Annotated in this window: 17 protein-coding genes; 4 read left to right on the top strand and 13 right to left on the bottom strand. The window is 66.5% G+C overall.

The genetic code is table 11. The features are described from left to right. Window positions 1-23: 23 nt before the first annotated feature. Both VMT65_RS08180 and VMT65_RS08175 read right to left on the bottom strand, forming a co-directional pair. Window positions 24-917 carry an SEL1-like repeat protein gene (locus tag VMT65_RS08180; protein ID WP_326307343.1) on the bottom strand — a complete coding sequence of 298 codons (894 nt, stop codon included), beginning with the start codon at window positions 915-917 and terminating at the stop codon, window positions 24-26. 133 nt (window positions 918-1050) lie between these two features. Further along, window positions 1051-2496: a metallopeptidase gene (locus tag VMT65_RS08175; RefSeq protein WP_326307342.1), complete on the bottom strand. Its 1446-nt coding sequence runs from the start codon at window positions 2494-2496 to the stop codon at window positions 1051-1053. Between the two features lie 176 nt (window positions 2497-2672). Here VMT65_RS08175 and VMT65_RS08170 point away from each other — a divergent pair, with 176 nt between their 5' ends. After that, a complete protein-coding gene (locus tag VMT65_RS08170; protein ID WP_326307480.1) occupies window positions 2673-3497 on the top strand; it encodes a class I SAM-dependent methyltransferase in 825 nt (274 codons plus the stop codon). A gap of 13 nt (window positions 3498-3510) precedes the next feature. Here VMT65_RS08170 and VMT65_RS08165 read toward each other — a convergent pair whose 3' ends face one another. The 6 genes from VMT65_RS08165 to VMT65_RS08140 form a co-directional block, all read right to left on the bottom strand. After that, window positions 3511-3819 (bottom strand): hypothetical protein, encoded by a 309-nt coding sequence (locus tag VMT65_RS08165; RefSeq protein ID WP_326307341.1) that lies wholly within the window; start codon window positions 3817-3819, stop codon window positions 3511-3513. An 11-nt stretch (window positions 3820-3830) separates the two neighbouring features. Continuing rightward, window positions 3831-4310, bottom strand: coding sequence for an SUKH-3 domain-containing protein (locus VMT65_RS08160; protein WP_326307340.1), 480 nt, complete (start codon window positions 4308-4310; stop codon window positions 3831-3833). 14 nt (window positions 4311-4324) lie between these two features. After that, window positions 4325-4969, bottom strand: a complete 645-nt coding sequence (locus VMT65_RS08155; protein ID WP_326307339.1) for a hypothetical protein — start codon at window positions 4967-4969, stop codon at window positions 4325-4327. Continuing rightward, window positions 4966-9204 carry a WXG100-like domain-containing protein gene (locus VMT65_RS08150; protein ID WP_326307338.1) on the bottom strand — a complete coding sequence of 1413 codons (4239 nt, stop codon included), beginning with the start codon at window positions 9202-9204 and terminating at the stop codon, window positions 4966-4968. The genes VMT65_RS08155 and VMT65_RS08150 overlap by 4 nt, the downstream gene beginning before the upstream one ends. A 194-nt stretch (window positions 9205-9398) precedes the next feature. Beyond that, window positions 9399-9902, bottom strand: coding sequence for a YbaB/EbfC family nucleoid-associated protein (locus VMT65_RS08145; protein WP_326307337.1), 504 nt, complete (start codon window positions 9900-9902; stop codon window positions 9399-9401). Further along, window positions 9902-10222 (bottom strand): hypothetical protein, encoded by a 321-nt coding sequence (locus tag VMT65_RS08140; protein WP_326307336.1) that lies wholly within the window; start codon window positions 10220-10222, stop codon window positions 9902-9904. Before VMT65_RS08140 ends, VMT65_RS08145 begins: the two co-directional genes overlap by 1 nt. Before the next feature lie 129 nt (window positions 10223-10351). On the opposite strand from VMT65_RS08140, the gene VMT65_RS08135 reads away from it, so the two are divergent. Together VMT65_RS08135 and VMT65_RS08130 are read left to right on the top strand one after the other, a co-directional pair. Next, on the top strand, window positions 10352-11485 hold the full coding sequence (locus tag VMT65_RS08135; protein ID WP_326307335.1) for a hypothetical protein: 1134 nt from the start codon (window positions 10352-10354) through the stop codon (window positions 11483-11485). A gap of 206 nt (window positions 11486-11691) precedes the next feature. Beyond that, complete coding sequence (locus VMT65_RS08130; RefSeq protein ID WP_326307334.1) at window positions 11692-12867, top strand: hypothetical protein; 1176 nt, start codon at window positions 11692-11694, stop codon at window positions 12865-12867. Window positions 12868-12874: 7 nt separating this feature from the next. Here VMT65_RS08130 and VMT65_RS08125 read toward each other — a convergent pair whose 3' ends face one another. From VMT65_RS08125 to VMT65_RS08115, 3 genes are all read right to left on the bottom strand, one after another. Continuing rightward, complete coding sequence (locus VMT65_RS08125) at window positions 12875-15889, bottom strand: bifunctional [glutamine synthetase] adenylyltransferase/[glutamine synthetase]-adenylyl-L-tyrosine phosphorylase (RefSeq protein ID WP_326307333.1); 3015 nt, start codon at window positions 15887-15889, stop codon at window positions 12875-12877. A gap of 145 nt (window positions 15890-16034) precedes the next feature. Further along, window positions 16035-16889 carry a fumarylacetoacetate hydrolase family protein gene (locus VMT65_RS08120; protein WP_326307332.1) on the bottom strand — a complete coding sequence of 285 codons (855 nt, stop codon included), beginning with the start codon at window positions 16887-16889 and terminating at the stop codon, window positions 16035-16037. Between the two features lie 27 nt (window positions 16890-16916). Beyond that, window positions 16917-17759, bottom strand: a complete 843-nt coding sequence (locus VMT65_RS08115; RefSeq protein ID WP_326307331.1) for an amidohydrolase family protein — start codon at window positions 17757-17759, stop codon at window positions 16917-16919. Between the two features lie 41 nt (window positions 17760-17800). On the opposite strand from VMT65_RS08115, the gene VMT65_RS08110 reads away from it, so the two are divergent. Next, window positions 17801-18472 (top strand): FadR/GntR family transcriptional regulator, encoded by a 672-nt coding sequence (locus VMT65_RS08110; RefSeq protein WP_326307330.1) that lies wholly within the window; start codon window positions 17801-17803, stop codon window positions 18470-18472. Between the two features lie 20 nt (window positions 18473-18492). Here VMT65_RS08110 and VMT65_RS08105 read toward each other — a convergent pair whose 3' ends face one another. Beyond that, window positions 18493-19461: an aldo/keto reductase gene (locus tag VMT65_RS08105; protein ID WP_326307329.1), complete on the bottom strand. Its 969-nt coding sequence runs from the start codon at window positions 19459-19461 to the stop codon at window positions 18493-18495. Continuing rightward, window positions 19442-19768 (bottom strand): L-rhamnose mutarotase, encoded by a 327-nt coding sequence (locus VMT65_RS08100; RefSeq protein ID WP_326307328.1) that lies wholly within the window; start codon window positions 19766-19768, stop codon window positions 19442-19444. Before VMT65_RS08100 ends, VMT65_RS08105 begins: the two co-directional genes overlap by 20 nt.

Below are 19768 nucleotides of genomic sequence, written 5' to 3'. Positions count from 1 at the left end.
AGTGAACTCAGCGACCGTTCAGGTCAAGCCTCGGCGGCCTTGCGGTACCAGCGTTCGGCCCCGACGACGTCTCCTTCCGCGCTGGCGATATCCCCCGCCCAGGTCATCGCCAGGGGGCTGCCCAGTTCGGCGGCTCGAAGTGTCCAGGACCGGTAACCCGCGTCGTCACCACGGCGGTGTGCGAGCGAACCCAGGTCCAGCATCGCCAGGGGGTCGCCGAATTCGGCTGCGCGCAGCCACCATTGCTCGGCCTGGGCCAGATCGCCCCGCGCCTCGAAGACCGCGCCTAGATCCTCCATGGCGTGGACGTCACCGAGATCCATCGCGCGCCGGAACCACCATTCGGCCTCGTCGAACTTCTTACAGGTGTATGCGAACCGGGCGTAGTGGCGCACGGCCCTCGGATCACCGGTCTCGGCGGCCGTGCGGAGCCAGAGCCGCGCTTCGACGAGGTTGTCGCGATGGTCCTGGAGGAGGAAACCGAGCAGAAGGTACGCGGTGATGACGCCCCGGGACGCTTCTTCCCGGAACACCCGTTCGGCCGCGTCGATCTCACCGCAGTCCTGGAACAGGCGGCCGAGATTGAGTCTCGCCGCGGTGCCACCGGCCTCGATGGAGCAGCGATACCAATGTTCCGCCCCCACGGTGTCACCTTGGCTGTCGCACTTCATACCCAACTCGTTCATCGCGCCAGAATTGCCCGCTTCCGCGGCCTCGCGATACAGGTCGAGCGCTGCCGCGAGCTCGCCGCGCTCCTCGAGCAGCACACCGAGCCGGTAGGTGGCCTCGGACCAACCTTGCTCCGAGGCCAGGCGATACCACCACTCGGCTTCGGCGAACTCGCCGCGGTCTTGGCACAACGACCCGACGTTGTAGGCCGCTCGAGCTTTGTTCGGGTCGGAATCGAGACGTCCCATCGCGCGCTCCCTACGTAATCATCACGAAATATGGCCTGCCGCAACCATATTGGTCTGTCTGACCATCGCCTGTTGGGAACTATGCTACGGCTGGGGTACGACAAGTAATCCCGACGTGATTCGCCGGTGTCGCCTACTTGTAGGTGGTGAGGCAGGCGGTGTCGCCGTCCAGGACGCCGGTGCGGAAGGCTTCGAGGCGGACGAAGCCGCTGGGCACCACGGTGCCGTTGATGTCGGCGGCGGCCAGGCCGTCGGAGAGGAGGCCGGAGATGGCGGCGTCGAGATCTGTTGCGGAGAGTTGGATTTCGCTGCCGGGAAGGCTGATTCGCGTGCTGTACGCGCCGGAGAGGCAGGCGGTGCGCAGGCCCGCGGTATCCGCGCCGGTGAGGGAGAGGTTGCGGCTCTGCTCGAAGGCGAGCATGTAGCGGGAGACGAAGACCACGAAGGCGTTGTAGTCGCCGGCGACCATGGCGGAGAAGAGATCGCCCTTCTCGCTGACGACGGCCCGTTTGGCCAGGGTGGGAATGTCGGTGGAGAGGACGTTGGTGCTCGGACAGTACGAGACCGTTTGGGTGGGAGTCACTTTCGGGCAGGTCTTGGTGACGCCGGAGTAGTCGTAGGTCGGCTCGGGCTGGATGGGGTAGTTCTGCTCCAGGGATTTCGCCACCAGCGCCAGGTCGGGTTGGTCGACGGGGAGCTGTCGTTCCTTGTCTCCCGGTTGGAAACTGGTGGGCAGGGTGCCGCGGCGCTTCTGAAGTTCGCTGCGGGTGATGCCTTTACAGCCGCTCGCGCCGTCGGTGTAGCCGATCTGCACGGCGGTGACGCGTTCGAAGGCGGTGCCGTGTTCGTCCTGCGACGCGCCGGGCTCGCGGTCGCGGAAGGAGATGACCGCGGCCAGCACGCCATTGAGCCCTACGGTGGTGTTGAGGGTGAAGTGGCGCGAATTCCCTTCCGCCACATTGCGCAAGAACACTCCGGCGAAGCAGTCGGCCTGCTGTTCGCGCACGACGCTGGAAGTGAAGAAGCCATTGAGCTTGGCCTGCGATTGGACCGAATGCCCGTACTCGTGGGCCAGCACCATGACCACCGCCATCTGCCCGAACTTCCGAACCAGCTCCGGCAGCAGGGTGCCGCGATCCCAGCCGATGGTTTGGTCGACACTGCAGTAGGCGGCATTGACCTCTTGAAAAGTGCTGCCGCGACAGAAGGTGACGGCCTGACCGCGCGGCGCGGTGGAATCCCAGGAGACGAAGTGATTCACCGCCGTGAAGGTGCCGGGAAAGGTCTTGGCGTACTGGGCTTTCCAGTACTCGGCGATATCGGAGATGGCATTGAGGGCCAGCTTGTCGATGGCCCCGCCGTCGCCGTTCTCGGCGGTGAGATCGGCATCGGGCACTCCGGGACGGGCCCCGTTGGGCCCGCTGGCGGAGGTCTGGCCCGCCAGCTGCCACGGATCGGTGGTCGCCGGAGCCGAAATACTCTGCGCGTTGGGGACTTTCACCCCCGAACACCCGGTGAGCGCCACACACGCCAGCACCAGAACGGCGGCCAAACCCAGCCGCACCCGCGACGTCCTCATCTCGCGCCTCCCGCATACCGCCTCGGGTCCCGCACCGAGTATCCACCGACGTATCGCGTGCGGTCCCCGGTCTGACAACGACACTGCGCGCAAAACACCAAGATCCCGGCGTGCCGCCCGCGACACGCAGCCGAAAATCAGCTGAACCCAGCCATACCTTCGTGGCACAGTCGAGCATCATGAGCGACTACCGCCGCCTCAACCGCGCCAACTGGGACGACCGAGCTCCCCTGCACGCCGATTCCGTCGACTACGCCCTGGATGCCTTCAAGACCGACCCGTCCTATCTGAGCCAGGTAGTCCGCTTCGACCTCCCCCGCCTCGGCGACATCCGCGGCCTCCGCGCGGTCCACCTCCAATGCCACATCGGCACCGACACCCTCTCCCTGGCCCGCCTCGGCGCCACCATGACCGGCCTCGACTTCTCCCCCGCCTCCCTCGCCGAGGCCCGCAAACTGGCCGAAGCCACCTCCACCCCCATCGATTTCGTCGAATCCGACGTCTACGACGCCGTCTCCGCCCTGGGCGCAGCCCAATTCGACCTCGTCTACACCGGCATCGGCGCCCTCTGCTGGCTCCCCGACATCCGCCGCTGGGCCGACACGGTCACGGCCCTGCTCCGCCCCGGCGGCCGCCTCTTCATTCGCGACGGCCACCCGATCCTCTGGTCCATCGACGAAACCCGCACCGACGCCCTAACCATCGGCTACCCCTACTTCGAAACACCCAACCCCACCGAATTCACCGACGAAACCACCTATGTAACAACAGATTCCGTGGTGTCCCACCCCACCACCCACGAGTGGAACCACGGCCTCGGCGAAATAGTAGAAGCCCTCCTACAATCCGACCTGACCCTCACCCAACTCATAGAACACGACAGCGTCCCCTGGGAACCCCTCCCCGGCCGCATGACCTGCGACGCGGACGGCGAATGGCGCCTCCTGGACCATCCCGAACGTCTCCCCCTCACCTACACCCTCCAGGCCCGCAAGCCTTGAATCGCGAAGCGACTCAGTCGTTTCGAGCTGCCGCAAAAACCGGGTTGGGGTTGGGGCGCGCCCGAACGTTGGGGTTGGTGGCTACCGCAACTGATGGGAGAGAACCGAGCTGACCGGTGCCCTTGTAGACCACCGGGACGCCACCCGCGATGGCGAATGACAAATCGCCGTCCACCAGCCACTCCCGTGCGCCCACCTTGAATACATACAGCTCATCGGTTTCGACGATTTCTTGATCGTCGACATAAAACGTGCCGTGACTCCACTTCGGCCTGAAATGACTGACAATCATCTCGAACGCTTGGTCGTATGTTGTGGTCATGATTCCCTCTCTTAGTTGTGCTCGCGGATGCCGGGCACCGCGTCACCCTTCTCAACAGGCACAGGTGATTTGCCGAGGATCAGGGACTCTAGTGCCTGTGGAGTCCGGCCGAACGAGGCCAGCCAATCGGCGACCAGGTAGAGATCACCCGACATGGATACTCCGAGGAGGTAGCGGCCGGAGTCGAGTTCACCGACCGGTGCGATCGGCTCACGGATAACCTCGGACCACTCGGCGAACCTGTCGTCTTCGCCGTCGGCCAACGTCGGATCCAGCTCGAAAGGTTCACGGGCGGAGGTGATTCCAGGGCCGGAGATGTCGACTTTCAGGCCCCCGAATTCCTCGAGAAACCGATCCGCCGCCGCACTCCACTTAAACCCGCTGCGTTCCAGTCTTTCCCTCCAGGCGTTGGTATCGACCTGCCTGCCGGGCCACCATCCCGAGGCGCGGAGAACGCGCTCGGTTTCGTCCATGAACTGTGCCACCGCCACACCCTGTAGGCTATTCAAACTTCGTATCGCGCCCACACGTCGGACGGGCTGCCATCAGGCTCGAAGTAGTTGTCTACGCCGGTCTCGGTTGGTGTGCCGAAGTAGGTGGAGTCATCTGGATCAGTCTCAGAATCCAGGACATCGGACAGATTCCGCAAGGCAGCGGCAAGGCGTGGCTGGTGCGCGGAATAGATCGCTGGCTGAGCGCGTCCCTTCAGGTCGTAGGGCATCCAGGCATCCGAAAAGGTCACCAAGCTGGTCGTGATGTAGTCCCGGTAAGCGTGTGTAGCCAATCGGAATAGCTTGGGCTGAATGATTTCATTCGCATCCTCGCTGAGAATCCCAGTGCATTCGATCAAGGTATCCACGGAACCGACGGGCCCGGTCTGCCGACCCGCCTGGATCTGATCGGCGAGTTGCGATGCGTATTCAGCTGAGATCTCTGATCCGTTCACAGCGAAGTCGCCCTCGAAGAGGATGTTTTTAGGTTTGCCCGCTTCAGGTACTTCCACGTGGACAACCGCCGAGTCCACCACAAGGTGGTGGGTAGCTAGTACCGCGTACGCGCTCAGCAGCTCCCGCAGACACAGGTCGACGGTATCGGTGTCGTGATGGTCTCGTCCCCAAGTCCAACGCGCGACAGGCGTAGTCGTGATCACGATGCTCCTTCCGGCATGAACGTACCGTCCGGCGGGATGAACACCAATCCGTCCGGAGTTCGAATGACAACTTGGACGCCTTTGTCGGCGAAGTTAGCTTCGAGGCGACCGAGGTGCGGGGTCAGGTCTGCCATTGACACCACAGTATCCAACACAAATGTTTGATAGTCGGCGTGCGAGGCGGTCAGCTGGGCCATCTCCTTGAATACCTTTCCGACTACATTTCTTGGGTTGGTCGACGCGACATCCTTGAACTGCCAGCCATGGACAGCCCCCTCCTTGTCCCTGGCCATCACATCAAGGTCGGTTTCCTTACCGGTGAAAACTCCCGGCCTGATCTCATGCCCGTCCTGTTTCACCTCGAATTGAATATCGGTAACGCCGTTGTCCAGCAGCCGACCGGCAAGTCGTATCTGTTCCAATGAGCCTGGAATCATGTTGGGCCGTGCCGTGGCCGATACCACCATCGAAAAGTTGGGAATGTCTTGGAACCGACCGGAGGCGATGGCCTCCGCGATCTCCTGGCCTGCCGGGTGGTTGGCCAAGTTGTCCAGGATGGTACTGACATCCCCACCCTTGACGTCTGTGGCCTTCAAAGCCTCCCTGACGTGCTGCTCCAGTTCTCCACCCCGTTCGAACGGCTGCGGATCGCCGTGCGGGCGCTCCCAAGAGTCAAGATCTGTCGGCGACTTGCCCGAATCATCGTTTCGATCGACAGCCGCCTCCGGCGGATCGCTTTCGGACGCGGCACCTGCGGTGAACTCGCGCTCGGCGGCCGACGAGTGCTCCCGTTGGAGCCCGGACCCCGCAGGCTCGGAACGATCGGGAAGGAAGAATTTTTCGTTGTCGCCGAGGTATTTGGCGAGTGCGGGTTGGTGCTCGTCGAGCAGTCGCCAAGGTGTGGAGGCCCTGTCGGTATCCGACAGGCCGAGTTTTTCGAATCGGTCGGCGAGGTCGGCGCGGAGACCTGGGAGTTCGTGTTGGCGGGCTGGATCGCTGTCGGCGAGCACGATTTCCCGGCTGAGGGCGCGCAGCTCCTCGAAACGGCCCTTCAGGTATGGGGTCAGGGAGTCAGGACGATCGGGATTGGGCTGATGGTCGGTGTCGTGTACGGCGGTTGGCTGTTCCTCACGGGGATGCGAGGGGGCGTGGTCGTTCTCGGGGTGCTCCGCGGACTGTGGCGTGGCGCGGTCGGGGCTGGAGTCCGGGTTGCTGCGGGGCTCGCTCGGATGCGCTGGTACAGCTGGGTTTTCGGATGTCGGTTCTGGGTGTGTCTGGTGGGAAGGGGTTTCCTCGGGTGCGTGTGGCGCCAGTTCGACATATTCCTCGACCGCGGCGAACGGTGGGGTGGGTTTGTCGTCGAGTCTGATGTATTGCGTGTTTGTGCCGTGGTCGAAGTAGTGGGCGGCATCGACTACGGGAGGTATGGGCTGGCCGTCGACGAATCGGACTGTACCGCCGACATTTTCGACGTTGAAGACGTGACCGCCGCCGGTCTTCCAGTCGATGAAGACCGCGCCGCGCGAGCCCGGCTCGCTGAAGGCTGCCTCGATCTCGGCTCTGGTACCGGCCTGCCACTGACCGCCCCAGGCTTGCGCGACCTCAGAAATGGGCCGACCACCCGGCCCGCCTTCCTCGGTTCGAAGCGGCTTCTCGAGCGGACCGGCGGTCAGCTCGGGTCCGGTCAATCCGCGTCGCCGGATCTCATATGCCTGAACACAACTCGTGCAATTCTCCGAGTATGCCGAGTGGTTCGGCTCGAACTTTATGTTGATCTCGCCGAGTACCTGGTCGACCTCGGCATTTGTCGCAGCCGTCTCGTCGGCAGGGACGGGCGTTTCGATCGGATGGCTGCCCTCTTCGTGTGCTTCCTGGTTCGGGCGTGTTCGCGGATCGGTATTCGGGTGGTCGACGGAGGGCTGTTCCGGACCGTGTTTGGGCGTCTCGGAATGGTCTGGGAGGAAGAACTTCTCGTTGTCGCCCAGATATTTGGCAAGTTGTGGTTGATGCTCTTCGAGCAGCCGCCACGGTGTCGCGGCTCTGTCGGCGTCGAGGCCGAGCTTTTCGAATTGTTCGGCGAATTCGGCACGCAGGGCCGGGAGTTCGTGCTGGCGAGCGGAGTCCGTGTCTGCCAGGACGATTTCCGTAGCACGGGCACGCAGGTCCTCGAAACGCGCCTTCAAGTGGGGAGTCAGTGACTCCGGGCGGTCAGGGTTGGACTGGTGCTCGGGGTCACGCGAAGGGGCAGGCTGTTCATCGTCGCGCCGGGTAGGGACAGAATGCTCATCGTCCGAGCGGGCAGGGATCGCTTGGTCGTCCTCCGAGCGAATCGAGGAAGACCCGTCGTCCGGGTCCGCTGCGGAGCGAGGTGAAGCCTCCTCGTGGTCGGCGTCCGGGGCGCCGTTTGCATCTTCTGCGTGGGAGGAATCCTCCGCGCGGCTTTTCCTCGGAGCGTGCTCGGGCGTAGGGGAAGTCGTGCCGGGTTTACCGGTCGGGTCACCGGGCCGGTTCGCTGGACGGTCTGCGGGTGCACGGTCGACCGGGATCGGCGTGGCTACGGCGGGCTCGATGCGTGTGGGAGTTCCGGTGAGGTTGGCAGGCTTGGTGTTTCGTTGGTCGGCGGCTTCGCTGACAGGTTGAACTGTCCTGTCGGTGCTGACCTGCGGGTCACGTGGCGACGTCGGTGCAGCCTCAACGCCGGAATGCCGGGTTTGCAGTGGAGAGGATTCCGGTCGTTCGGTGCCACCGGAACGAGTATCGGTGGGCAGCGCCGAGCGAGGGTCGAGGGTTGGCCGGGCGGTCTGGGCGCCCGGCAGATCGGAGGCGGGGCGGGATGGGGCCGCCGGAACCTCGGCGGGTTTGGTGTTCGCCAGAACGTCATTGCGAACCGGCGAGGGCGAAGCCGATCCGAGATCGGTGTGAGCGGGCGAGCCCGTACCAGTGGCCGACGGCATCCCGGTGCGGTCGGTGGCGGGCGCAACCTGGACTTGCGCGCTCGGATCACCGAATGCTGGTCCTCCGCTGTGGTTTTCGCCCAGGCGCGGGTTGTCCGCCGTGATCGGCGCATGCTGAGGGCTGTCCCCGAGGCCGGCGGCGCGGGGGTCGGCTTGATGTTCCGACTGGAGCGCGGAGACGTCGCTGGCCTTCGACGGTGCGTCCGCCGGATGCAGGGATGAACCCTGGTCTGCACCGGGATGGCCAGAACTCTGTTCGGCGCCGACGGTATGCGGATTGCTCTGCTGCTTCGGTGATTCGGAATCGGGTGTGGCATGGGTCAGATCGCTGGGATGGGCCGCGGTGGCGTCAACGGTCTTCGGCTGATTGCGCCCCGCTTCGATGGCGCCGTGGCGCAGACCCGCGGTCGCGCCCTGCGCCGCGCCGCCGGTGACTGTGCGCCAATCGAAATCGCCTCCCGTGGCCAGTGAGTACAAGCCACCGACTCCACCGGCCACTCCGCCGCCGATCGCGCCGCCTGCGGCATGTGAGATGTAGGTGCCCGCGCGGTTACCCAGCATGTTCGACAAGGGTTTGGTGAGCCCTTTGCCGATTCCGGCTCCGATCGGGCCGCCGATCGCACCGGCACCGGCGGAGGTCAGGGCGGTGATGCCGAGCTGTCCGAAGTCGAAGTTGTCGCGGGTGCCCTCGATCATCTGGGCGGCCTGGATCCCGGCGTCGGTGGCGGTACCGATGATCGTGTTCAGCGCGACGTGCCGGACGGTGTAGCGAACCACCGCTGCCGCAGCCGATTCCGCGGCTTTCTTCGCGGCCTCCGAGAGCAGCCGTCGGGTCAGGAACCGCACCGCGACCCGGGCGGCACCGACCGCGACCGCTTCGGCCTCTCCCATGAGCGGCCCGGTCAGCGGTGCGGCGGCCAGGTCGATCGCCAGCGTGACCAGCGTGGCGTAGAACATGATTTTGGTGTATTCGGTCTCGGTACCCATGCCGTGGGCACTGTTGCCGATCTTGTCCATCCACCCGGCGAGCTCTTCGATCGAGCCATTGCCCGAACGCATCTTCTCGAGCTCGGCGGCCATCGCCTCACCGCCGTCACCGAACGGATACGCCACTTGCGCGGCGGCTCTCGCGACGTCGATGTGATCGCCGAGAGCGCGCATCTGGTCAGCGTGGGTATGCCAGTCTTCGGCCATGGCCCACAACGAGTCTTCGTTGCCGTCCGGCCATTTCATCCCCGCCAGATACCCCAGCCAGTCCGCACCCGGCGGCCGGGGAATCACCGCCCGTCCTCATCGGTACGAAGGCGACACGGCCACAGCGGGTTCCCTGACGAGCATCGCAATGCGTCGGGCGAATCCCCCCGGATTCCTCGCACCATCCCCCCAAATGCCGCCTACCTCTATGCCGTCACCGGCTGACATGCAACCAAACCGAAGATCGGTGCGCAACCAGCCGGGCTTTGATCACAATGCCTTTACCACTCCGGCGCAGCGATATTGCTCCGCGAGTTCAGATCGATGTACTCCACATCGGTGAAACGCTCGTCCTCGTTGGTGTCGCGCAGGCGTTCTGGGGATCCTGGGGGAGCGGTGGAGATCGGCAGTGGCTCGGGGACCAGGTCCTCCACGTCCGGCAACCCGACGATCAGGTCGGACATTTTGGGAATCCGTGCCCGGCTATCACGCAGCGGGGCCATCAACTCTTCGTTCTTACGTGCCATTTCCGCAGCCGCGGCCTGCGCGGCCTCGGTGACCGCCTGCGCGATCTCGTAGGGCTCGAGGTCGAGGATGTCCTCGCTGAACTTCGTCTCGATGACAACACCGTTCGCGTTGACGGTCACCGTCACGCGCTTGTGTCCAGCGGTGCCGCTGGCCATCAGCTCGGTGCGCCGACGATTGATCTCCGCGATTGCATGAATCTGCGCCTGGAACTCGTCGAGCAAACCGGCCAGCTCGGCCTTGCCCTGTTCATTGGTCATCAATCCGCCCCGAATGATCGGGCGTTGCCACCGTCGACACCCGTCAACGCGTCGGTAGCCTTGCTCTGTGTGGTCGCGAAGTGATCGAAACTCTTCGCGATAGCGGCGATACCGTCGGTCTGGTTGCCGGACTGGGCCAGGTACCCATTCTCACCCCTCGCAAATCGATGCCCGTACTCGTCATCGCCCCACGCAGTTCCCCTGGCGGACAAGGCATCCTGCAGTGAGCTGAGGATATCTCGAACCCGGTCATGCACCTGCGCCGTCTTGTCGGCGGCCGTATGCAGTGCTTCGGCATTGACTTCGACCTTATCGGCCATATCGATCAACTCCTCCCCGAACCGTCCTTCGACGCTGTCATAGCAGCTCCCCATATTCAACCGGAACGACCGACGGGCTGCTGCGCTCGGGTGTGTAGGGTCCCAGTCGACACAGGAGGGGAATCCATCGTGACCGGCCAGCCAACCGACGAGCAGCAACAAATCGCGGCCCGGGCAAGGGACCTGACTCATGCGATCGCCCGCGAACTCGCCGCCGCGGCCCCAACCGGATGGCAGCGCCTGGAGGCGGTGTTCGCGTGGACCGTGGCCGCGCACGCATCGCGGATCTACTCCTTCAGGGACGCCCAAGTGCTGCGAATGGAGCCCTCCGACAAGGTGATCGGATTGGTCCACGACCAGCGCGAGACGGCCGCACGAATGCCCGAAGGCCCCTGGTGGAGGCTATCGATCCGACTTACCAACTCCGGAGCGCTGGAAACTCACTACGACTACGGCGAGGAACCCTTTCCGGACGAAGACCTCTTCGCTCCTGAGGCCTACCACGCCGACCTGGAGCGATATCCACGCTCCCGGGTGCCCGTGTGGCTGGGCGCCTATGTCGGACACCAGGATCGGCAGCGGCGCTCGCCACGCACTGCGGCCGAACAGGCACGCCGCCACCGCGACGGGGGCATGCACCCGCAGCTTTCGACCGACGATTTCCCGCCGCTACCTCAGCTGTGGGCTCGGTGGACGACGCTTGCCGCGTTGTACACCGCTATCGGGTCACCGGAGGGTCCGCGAATCCTCCCGTCCCTGGCCTGGTTCGAAGGACCGACCCGCAGCGGTAGCACCCTCTACTTGCTTGCACACGACCGGGCCGTCATCTCCGGGGGCGTCTGGAACGCCTCGAACCTGGACGCCGCGTATAACCAGACTGCCCCGATGCCGGAACTGTATGCCGGTGCGCCGGAGTGGATCACTGACTCCGTGTTGAACCCGCGCGCCGCGAACGGCACGCTGTCGTTCTGCTATTGGTGGGACAACGGCCGCTGGTACCGTGGCGACTCACCGCCCGGTCCAGCGATTGCGGCGGCAGTACCGGGCATCTGGACCGCCGAATCCACACTCGGCATCGCAACCCGTGTTCTCGCCAGCGGCGGCGTCAATATCGACGGAAGCGCGGAAAGGAATGCCGCGGAACTCATCTCGAATGCGGAATCCGGCGTGGTGTCCCGATCGATGCTGGCCACGCTGCTCGGCGCCGACACCTTTGACATCGACGCCGCCATCAATCAGTTCGCCCTGGCAGGGCTCGCCTGATCGATCGTCGCCCCCAACTGCCTAGAAGGGCGCGGAAATTCCATTCGGGTTCCTCGGCTGGCAGGAAACCTGAGTCGCGGAACCTGTCACCCGTCTCATGCGTCCAACCGATCACAGGACGTCGACGGGAGGATTGGGTGGAGCCAGAAGTGTTGCGGCGCAGGGCTCGTTTGAATCAGGCGGATGCCGAGCATCAGCAGACGCGCATGACCGTGCGGGGCGTGGACCCGGATTACATTCGGGACCTCGAACGCTTCGAGGGCTTCTCGCATGAACGGATCTACCGGCACGCGCAGGCTATGGATCCCGGCGAGATGCACCGTGCCGCGGCGACGTGGGTGAGTATCGCGGATGGGATGTTCGGCGCGCTGACGGTGCTGCACGCCGCGGTGCAGGGGGCACTTTCGGAGGGGATGGCGGGGCATATCGCCGATGCGGCAGAGGGGGCCGCGCGGCGCTTCGTGGGAGATGCCACCGATATCGCGGAGATTATTCACAGCACCGGGCGGCGGATGACGGCGGCCGCGTATGGGGCGGAGGCGGTTCGGAGGACTGTGCCGCCGCCTATGGATCGTGGGTCGGTGAATGTGCGGGAGGAGCAGCGTCAGATTGCGCTGGCCGCGCTGGATGCCAATTACGTGCCGATATATCCGGCGGCTGGTGCGGGTATCCCGGCCTTCTTCGATGTGATGACGCCGGGTGGTGGGGTGGCGGACGGGGAAGATCTCGTCGGGAGTGGGAGCGACACAGGAGATTTCGCGTCGACCGCGTTCATGGGCGGCGCTTCCCGAACAGGCTCGGCCACAGCCGATCACATAGCTGATTCGAGCAATCCTCGTGGTGTGGACGCGCATTCTGTCGGATCCACACCCGCTTCCTCGAATCCGCAGCGCTCCCAAGCCCTCCCGAACGGTGCCTCGATCGCGGACTCCGGCAAGCCCGCCCCGTCCGCCGAGACCGACGCAAACGTCGATACCAAGCCTGCCACTCTCGACCCCGGTGGCGATCCCCTGACGCCTACCTTTCCAAGTGGGGCACCGACACCCGCCGGCACCCCGAGCTGGCCGCGCGCCGTTCCGGCCGCACCCGATCCGGGACGCAGCTACCCGGGACCGGTGAACCCCGAAAACCCCTCCCAATCAAGAATTCCCGGCTCTTCGACCCAGCCAGCCCCCGGTACTGGAATGCTGCCCGGCATGTTCGCCCCGGGCGGGCGAGCCGCACGAGAGGGCGAATCCACTCACCGCACCCCGGAGTGGCTCATTCGGGACCGCCAGGACGAACTTCTCGGCGATCCCCTCCCCTACGTCCCCCAAACCATCGGAGCCGAAATCCTCGCCGCCCGAAACGATCTCACGCTCGGCGAGGACGACCTCGATTGAGCAGCCGTCATTCGCCGCCGAAGACGCGCTCCACGACCGTCTTCGCGCGGCGGGTGACGCGCATGTAGTGGTCGAGGAATTCGCTGCCGTCGTCGGTGGGCCAGCCTGCTACGCGGGCTATGGCGGAGAGGAGGGTGCCGGGGCCGGGGAGTTGGTCGGCGGGTTTGCCTCGGACCAAGACCAGGGCGTTGCGGGCCTTGGTGGCGGTGAGCCAGGCGTCGCGGAGGAGGGCGGCGTCGGCGGAGTCGATGAGTTCGGCTCGTTCGATGGCGTCGAGGGACTCCAGGGTGGAGGTGTTGTGGAGTTCGGGCACCTCGTGGGCGTGCAGGAGTTGCAGGAGTTGGACGGTCCATTCGATATCGGCGAGGCCGCCGCGGCCGAGTTTGGTGTGGGTGGCCGGGTTCGCGCCACGCGGGAGGCGTTCGGAGTCGACACGGGCCTTGATGCGGCGGATCTCGCGGACGCCCTCGGCGGACATGCCGCCCTCGGGATAGCGGATGGGATCGACGGTGCGCAGGAAGCGGATTCCCAGCTCGCGGTCGCCCGCCACCTGGTGGGCCCGCAGCAGGGCCTGCACCTCCCACGGCTGCGCCCACTGCTCGTAGTAGGCCGAGTACGCGGCCAGGGTGCGGACCAGCGCGCCATTGCGCCCCTCGGGACGCAACCCGGCGTCGACCTGCAGCGGCGGGTCGGTGCTGGGCGCGCCGAGCAGCCGCTGCACCTGTTCGGCGACGCCGATGGCCCATTTCACGGCGACGGTCTCGTCCGCGCCGGGGCGCGGATCGCAGACGAACAGCACATCGGCGTCGGAGCCGTACCCGAGTTCCATGCCGCCGAGCCGACCCATGCCGATGACCGCGAAGTCGGCGGGCGCGGGATGACCGAGTTCGGCCTCACTGGCGCGAATCACGGCCTGCAGCGCGGCTTCCAGCGTCGCGATCCACACCGAGGACAGCGCCTCGCACACCTGCGGCACATCGAGCATGCCGAGCACATCGGCGGAGGCCACGCGGGCCAACTCGTGGCGGCGCAGCGAGCGGGCGGTGGCGACGGCCCGCTTGGGATCGTCGTAACGTCCAGCGCCGGAAAGGATTCCGCGCGCCACATCGGACGGCTGGGTCGCCAGCAGCAGCGGACCATCCGGTCCGTCGGCGTACATGCGAATCGTCTCGGGCGCGTTGATCAGCAGATCCGGCAGATACGCCGAGGACCCGAGCACGATCATCAACCGCTGCGCGATGGCCCCTTCGTCGCGCAGTTCGCGCAGGAACCAGATCTCGTTGTCGAGCCCCTCCGACACCCGCCGATACGCGAGCAGTCCCGCATCGGGATTCGGTGTCTCACCGAGCCATTCGAGCAGCGTCGGCAGCAGCAGCGCCTGAATCCGCCCCTTGCGCCCGACCTCCCCGGTGAGCGCCTTCAGATGTCCGAGCGCGTTCTCCGGCGCACCGTAGCCGAGCGCGGCCAGCTGCCGCACCGCCGCCTGCGGGGACAGCCGCAGATTGTCGGCGTCCAGGCGCGCCACCGATTCCAGCAGCGGCCGATAGAACAGCTTGGCGTGCAAGCGCCGCACCCGCACCGCATTGCGCTTGATCTCGCTGGTCAGCACCCCGACCGCGTCCTGCCGCCCGTCGGGCCGCATGTGCGCGGCACGCGCCAGCCAGCGCATGCCCTCCTCGTCCTCGGGGGCGGGCAGAGTGTGGGTGCGCTTGAGTTTCTGCAGCTGCAAGCGGTGTTCGAGCAGCCGCAGGAACTCGTACGAGGCGGTGAGATTGGCGGCGTCGTCACGACCCACGTACCCGCCCGCCGCCAGCGCGGTCAACGCCTCGACGGTCCCCTGCACATGCAGCGACTCATCGGCCTTGCCGTGCACCAATTGCAGCAGCTGGACCGCGAATTCGACATCGCGCAGACTGCCGTGCCCCAGCTTCAGCTCGCGTTCGCGCAGGTCCGCGGGCACCAGATCCTCCACCCGCCGCCGCATGGCCTGCACATCGGCCACGAAGTCCGGGCGTTCGGAGGCCGCCCACACCATGGGCATGAGCGCATCGCGGTACTGCCGGCCCAACTCCAGATCGCCGGTGGCGGGCCGCATCTTGAGCAGCGCCTGGAATTCCCAGGTCCGCGCCCACCGCTTGTAATAGGCGATGTGCGAGTCCAGGGTGCGCACCAGCGCCCCCGCCTTGCCCTCCGGCCGCAGCGCCGCGTCGATCTCGAAGAACGCCGCGCTGCCCACGCTCATCATCTCGGCGGCCAGCCGCGTCGCGGTGGTGTCGGCCGGTTCGGCGACGAAGATGACATCCACGTCGGAGACGTAATTGAGTTCCCGCGCACCGCATTTGCCCATGGCGATGACGGCCAGGCGCACCGGCACCTCGCGATCCACGCACACCCGCGCCACCGCCACCGACAGCGCCGCGGTCAACGCCGCGTCGGCCAGATCGGTGAGGTGCTGTCCCACCTCCTGATACGGCAGCACCGGCTCGTTCTCGACGGTGGCGGCCAGGTCGATGGCGGCCAGCAGCATGAGCTGATCGCGATACCGCTTGCGCAGCAGCGCGATCGCCTCCGGCCCGGCCACCTGCGCGCGGAACAGCATCGGACCGGAATACGGCCCGACCTCCGGTTCGGCCTTCACGACCTCGAGCAGATTCGCGAGCAACTCGTCGCGCGCGGGCAGCCGGGGCCGCTTCAACAACTGCCAGGCCAGGGGATCGGCCACGAGATGATCGGCGAACGCGCTCGACGACCCGATCAGCGCGAACAGCCGCCCGCGCAGCGAGGTATTGCGCCGCAGTTCGGAATCCAAAGCGGCCCAGTCGCTCCCGAGTTGCTCGCGCAGCCGGATGAGCGTCAGCAGCGCCAAATCGGCGTCGGGCGAACGCGACAGCGCCCAGAGCAGCGGAACGCTGTCCACATTGTCCCAGGCCAACTCTCGCAGAGAGGCGGCGGCGGAGGGCTCGAGCAACCCGAGCCGCCCAACACCGGGAACAGCGGAACGCGCAGTCGGTGGCCGAACCATGCCCCCAAATTACATGTCACGTCGACCCGACATGCCGCCCAACCCTCCCAAACGAGACATCGTTGCCTGCTCGCCACCGCACCGATTCCTGCGCGATCCCCCTGTTTCCTTCACGAGCCCGCCGATTCCCCGCCGCCCGCGTCGGTCACTCGTCCGACGCCGACATTCGCTGGCGCATGCGGCCGATCCCCTCGATCTCGAGCTCGACCACATCGCCGGGCCGCAGGTAGGGGAAGCGGCCGGACAGGGCGACGCCCTCCGGGGTGCCGGTATTGAGCAGGTCACCGGGTTCGAGGACCGCGAACTGGGACAGATGCCAGATCAGATACCCGACGTCGAAGATCAGATCGATGGTGCTGGAGTCCTGGCGCGGCTCGCCATTGACGAACGACCGCAGCCGCAAATCCTTGGCATCGAGTTCGGCGGCCGGGACCAGGGCCGGGCCGAGCGGGTTGAAGGTCTCACAGCACTTGCCCTTGGACCACTGCCCGCCGGACTCCTCGAGCTGGAAGCGGCGCTCGGAGACATCGTTGGAAATGGTGTAGCCCGCGACGCATCGCCAGGCCGCCTCCGGCGAGTCGAGATACCGGGCGCGCGCGCCGATCACCACCGCGAGTTCCACCTCCCAGTCGGTGCGATCCGAACCGCGCGGTATGCGGACATCGTCGTAGGGGCCCACGACCGTATTCGGCGCCTTGAAGAAGACCACCGGCTGCTCGGGCGGCGCGGACCCGGATTCGGCGGCGTGCGCGGCGTAGTTCATGCCGATGCACCACACCGCCCCCGGCCGCGCGATCGGCGCGCCGATCCGGCGGCCCGTCACATCGATGCGGGGCAGCCGTCCGGCCGCGAGCGCGGTTGCGGCCCTGGCGATTCCATCGGCGGCGAGGAAGTCGCCGTCGATATCGTGGGTCAGCGGCGTCAAGTCGTGGGCCTGGCCGTCGGCGTCGAGAAGGATCGGCCGTTCCCGGCCGGGCTCGCCCACGCGCTGCAGTTTCATTCGGGTCCTCGGATTCTCTGGGGTCGATCAGGGCAGCCGGTAGATCCGGCGGGCATTGTCCGACAGCACCGCGGCACGGTCGGCGGAAGACAATGCGGTCAGAGTGTCGAGCGTGGTTCGCCACACCGTGCGATAGGTCGCCGCGGTGAGCGTGAACGGCCAGTCGCCGCCGGTGAGGATGCGATCCGGCCCGAACACCGACAGCGCGTGATCCACATAGGGCTGCCAGTCCGCGGCGGTGAATCCCGGTGCGGAGACCGTGGCCAGGCCGGAGAGTTTGGCCACCACATTGGGGCAGGCCGCGGCCTCGGCCAGCCGATCGGCCCAGGGCTGCCAGCCGCGCGCGGCGATCGGCGGCTTGCCCAGATGGTCGAGCACGATGGTCAGCGTCGGGTGCGCGGCCGCGATCACCGGCACCTGCGCCACCAGATCGGGGCGTTCGGCGACCGCGTCGAAGCTCAACCCGGCGGCGGCGAGCAGGCCCAGGCTTTCCGAAACCTGCGGGCGCAGCAGCCATTCCGGGTCGGGGTCGCGATGAATCAGGTGCCGGACACCGACCAGTGCCGGATGCGGCGGGCGGGCCAGTTCCACCGCGGTGCGGGCCGGGTCGTGCAGCGGCAGCCAGCCGACGACGGTGGTCGGCAGCGGCGCGCGCTCGGCGGCGTCGAGCAGGGTGCGGGTCTCGGCGAGCGAGTCGGCGGCCTGCACCAGCACGAGCGCGCCGACGTCGAACTCCGACAGCTGCGGCTTCAGATCGTCGAGGGTGTAGGTCCGATACAAGACATCCGATGTCTTTTCGAGCCAGTCGTACTCGACGTCGAACTTCCCACCGTCGATATCCCAAATATGAACGTGAGCGTCTACAGTCATCGGAGGCATACAGTCTCATCCTGGAGAGTGGGGAATCGGTCTTGTCGGTCACCGACGATGCGATAGCGCGAATCAAGGCCATGATCGTGTCCGGCGATCTGCGGCCGGGTTCGCGGCTGCCCCGGGAGGCCGATCTCGCCGCCGAACTGGGGGTCTCGCGCAATTCGCTGCGCGAGGCGGTGCGCGCGCTGTCGCTGGTGCGCATCCTGGACGTCCGGCAGGGCGACGGCACGTATGTGTCCAGCCTGGAACCGAATTCGCTGCTGGACGCCATGAGCTTTCTGCTGGAATTCCACCAGGACGATTCGGTGCTCGACATTCTCGGGGTGCGCCGCATCCTGGAACCGGCCGCGACGGCCCTGGCCGCGCAGCGCATGTCCGAGGCCGAGATCGAGCATCTGCGCACGCTGGCCGAGCCCCCGCCCAGTTCCTCGGTCACCGACCTGCTGGCCCTGGACCTGAGCTTCCACGCCGCCATCGCCACCGCCTCCGGCAACAAGGTCCTTGCCTCCCTGCTGGATTCGCTGTCCATGCCCACCACCCGCGCCCGCATCTGGCGCGGCATCACCGAGGAGGGCGCGTTCGAGCGCACCGTGGCCGAACACCGCGGGATCTGCGACGCCATCGCCGCCCACGATCCGGACCTCGCGCACGCCCGCGCCCTCGCCCATGTGGCCGGGGTCATGGAATGGCTTGCGCGCGCGGCAGGTTGAGCGTTCATCCCGGCGTGCGGTCACGCGCATCCCAGTTCTCGCCAGAGTTGTTCGGGGACGGGGGTGTTCAGCATCGCGAGGCTGTCGTCGATCTCCTCGGCGGTGCCCGCGCCCAGGACGGTGGCGGTGACCGCGGGGTGGCGGCGCGGGAATTGCAGGGCGGCGGCCCGTAGCGGGACGCCGTAGTCGGCGCAGACCCGGGCCATGCCCCGGGCGCGGGCGAGGACCGGCTCGTCGGCATCGCGGTAGTCGAAGGTGGTGTGGCGCAGGGGATCCGCGAGAATTCCGCTGTTGAGGACGCCGCCGACCAGGACCGCGATGCCGCGGCGCGCGCATTCGGGCAGCAGTTCGGCCTCGGCCCGGCGGTCGAGCAGGGTGTAGCGCCCGGCGATGAGCACGCAGTCGATCGGGGCCTCGCGCACGAAGCGCAGCGCGGTGTCGACGGTGTTGACACCGACCCCGATTCCCGCGGTCAGTCCCTGCTCGCGCATCCGGACCAGTTCCGGCACAGCCGATTTCAGCGCCTGCTCCAGATAGTCCTCGGGGTCGTGTACGAGCAGCATGTCCACGTGGTCGAGACCGAGCCGCAGCAGTGAATCCGTCAGCGACGCCCGCACGCCGCAGGCCGAATAGTCCCGTCGCCGTGACCGTTTCGGGGCCCCATAGAACCCGTCGGTGCCGTCGACCGCCAGCGGATCCTCGCTCAGCAGTCGACCGACCTTGGTGCACACCCAGTAGTCGGACCGCTCCCGGCCCCGCAGGAACGGGCGCAGGCGCTCCTCCCCCAGCCCCGCGCCGTAGTGCGGTGCGGTGTCGAACGCGCGAATTCCGTTCTGCCAGGCGGTGTTCAGTGCCGCGCGGGCGGCGGCCGTGGGCACCGGCCGGAACAATCCCGCGTGTCCCGCCCCGCCCAGAACGATGCCGGGCAGGCCGGGAATCGTGATCGCCGCGGACCGGGCGGCGAACCCCCTACGCATCGCGCGGCTCATGCGCGAGCTCCCAGACCACCGGCAGCCCGGCGTCACCATCCGAATAGTCGTGCGGCACCTCGAGAAACGTCGCCATGTGCCGCTGCCACTCGATGTTCACCGGCAGTCCGGCGAGCTCACCGAGCAGTTTGTCGTAGCTCTCGCAGTCGATGACGTGGAACAGGTCCGTCCCGTTGCGCCAGATCGTCCACGCGGTGGCACCGGCCGCGCGAATGGCGGCGACGAGTTCCGCGGGCACCGCCCGGTGGGCGGCCTCGTATTCGGCTTCGCGGCCGGATTTCAGTCTGGTGTGCAAGGCGATTCGCAT

The sequence above is a fragment of the Nocardia sp. CDC153 genome (assembly GCF_035818515.1).
Lineage (GTDB): Bacteria > Actinomycetota > Actinomycetes > Mycobacteriales > Mycobacteriaceae > Nocardia.
This window is presented reverse-complemented; position numbering and strand designations above follow the sequence as displayed.

Bases quoted from the DNA above. Each gene is read 5' to 3' on its own strand.
- VMT65_RS08115 (WP_326307331.1), bottom strand. From the start codon at position 17,759: ATGACTGTAGACGCTCACGTTCATATTTGGGATATCGACGGTGGGAAG.
- VMT65_RS08145 (WP_326307337.1), bottom strand. From the start codon at position 9,902: ATGACCAATGAACAGGGCAAGGCCGAGCTGGCCGGTTTGCTCGACGAG.
- VMT65_RS08100 (WP_326307328.1), bottom strand. From the start codon at position 19,768: ATGCGAATCGCCTTGCACACCAGACTGAAATCCGGCCGCGAAGCCGAA.
- VMT65_RS08140 (WP_326307336.1), bottom strand. From the start codon at position 10,222: ATGGCCGATAAGGTCGAAGTCAATGCCGAAGCACTGCATACGGCCGCC.
- VMT65_RS08175 (WP_326307342.1), bottom strand. From the start codon at position 2,496: ATGAGGACGTCGCGGGTGCGGCTGGGTTTGGCCGCCGTTCTGGTGCTG.
- VMT65_RS08105 (WP_326307329.1), bottom strand. From the start codon at position 19,461: ATGAGCCGCGCGATGCGTAGGGGGTTCGCCGCCCGGTCCGCGGCGATC.
- VMT65_RS08125 (WP_326307333.1), bottom strand. From the start codon at position 15,889: ATGGTTCGGCCACCGACTGCGCGTTCCGCTGTTCCCGGTGTTGGGCGG.
- VMT65_RS08165 (WP_326307341.1), bottom strand. From the start codon at position 3,819: ATGACCACAACATACGACCAAGCGTTCGAGATGATTGTCAGTCATTTC.
- VMT65_RS08180 (WP_326307343.1), bottom strand. From the start codon at position 917: ATGGGACGTCTCGATTCCGACCCGAACAAAGCTCGAGCGGCCTACAAC.
- VMT65_RS08120 (WP_326307332.1), bottom strand. From the start codon at position 16,889: ATGAAACTGCAGCGCGTGGGCGAGCCCGGCCGGGAACGGCCGATCCTT.
- VMT65_RS08130 (WP_326307334.1), top strand. From the start codon at position 11,692: ATGACCGTGCGGGGCGTGGACCCGGATTACATTCGGGACCTCGAACGC.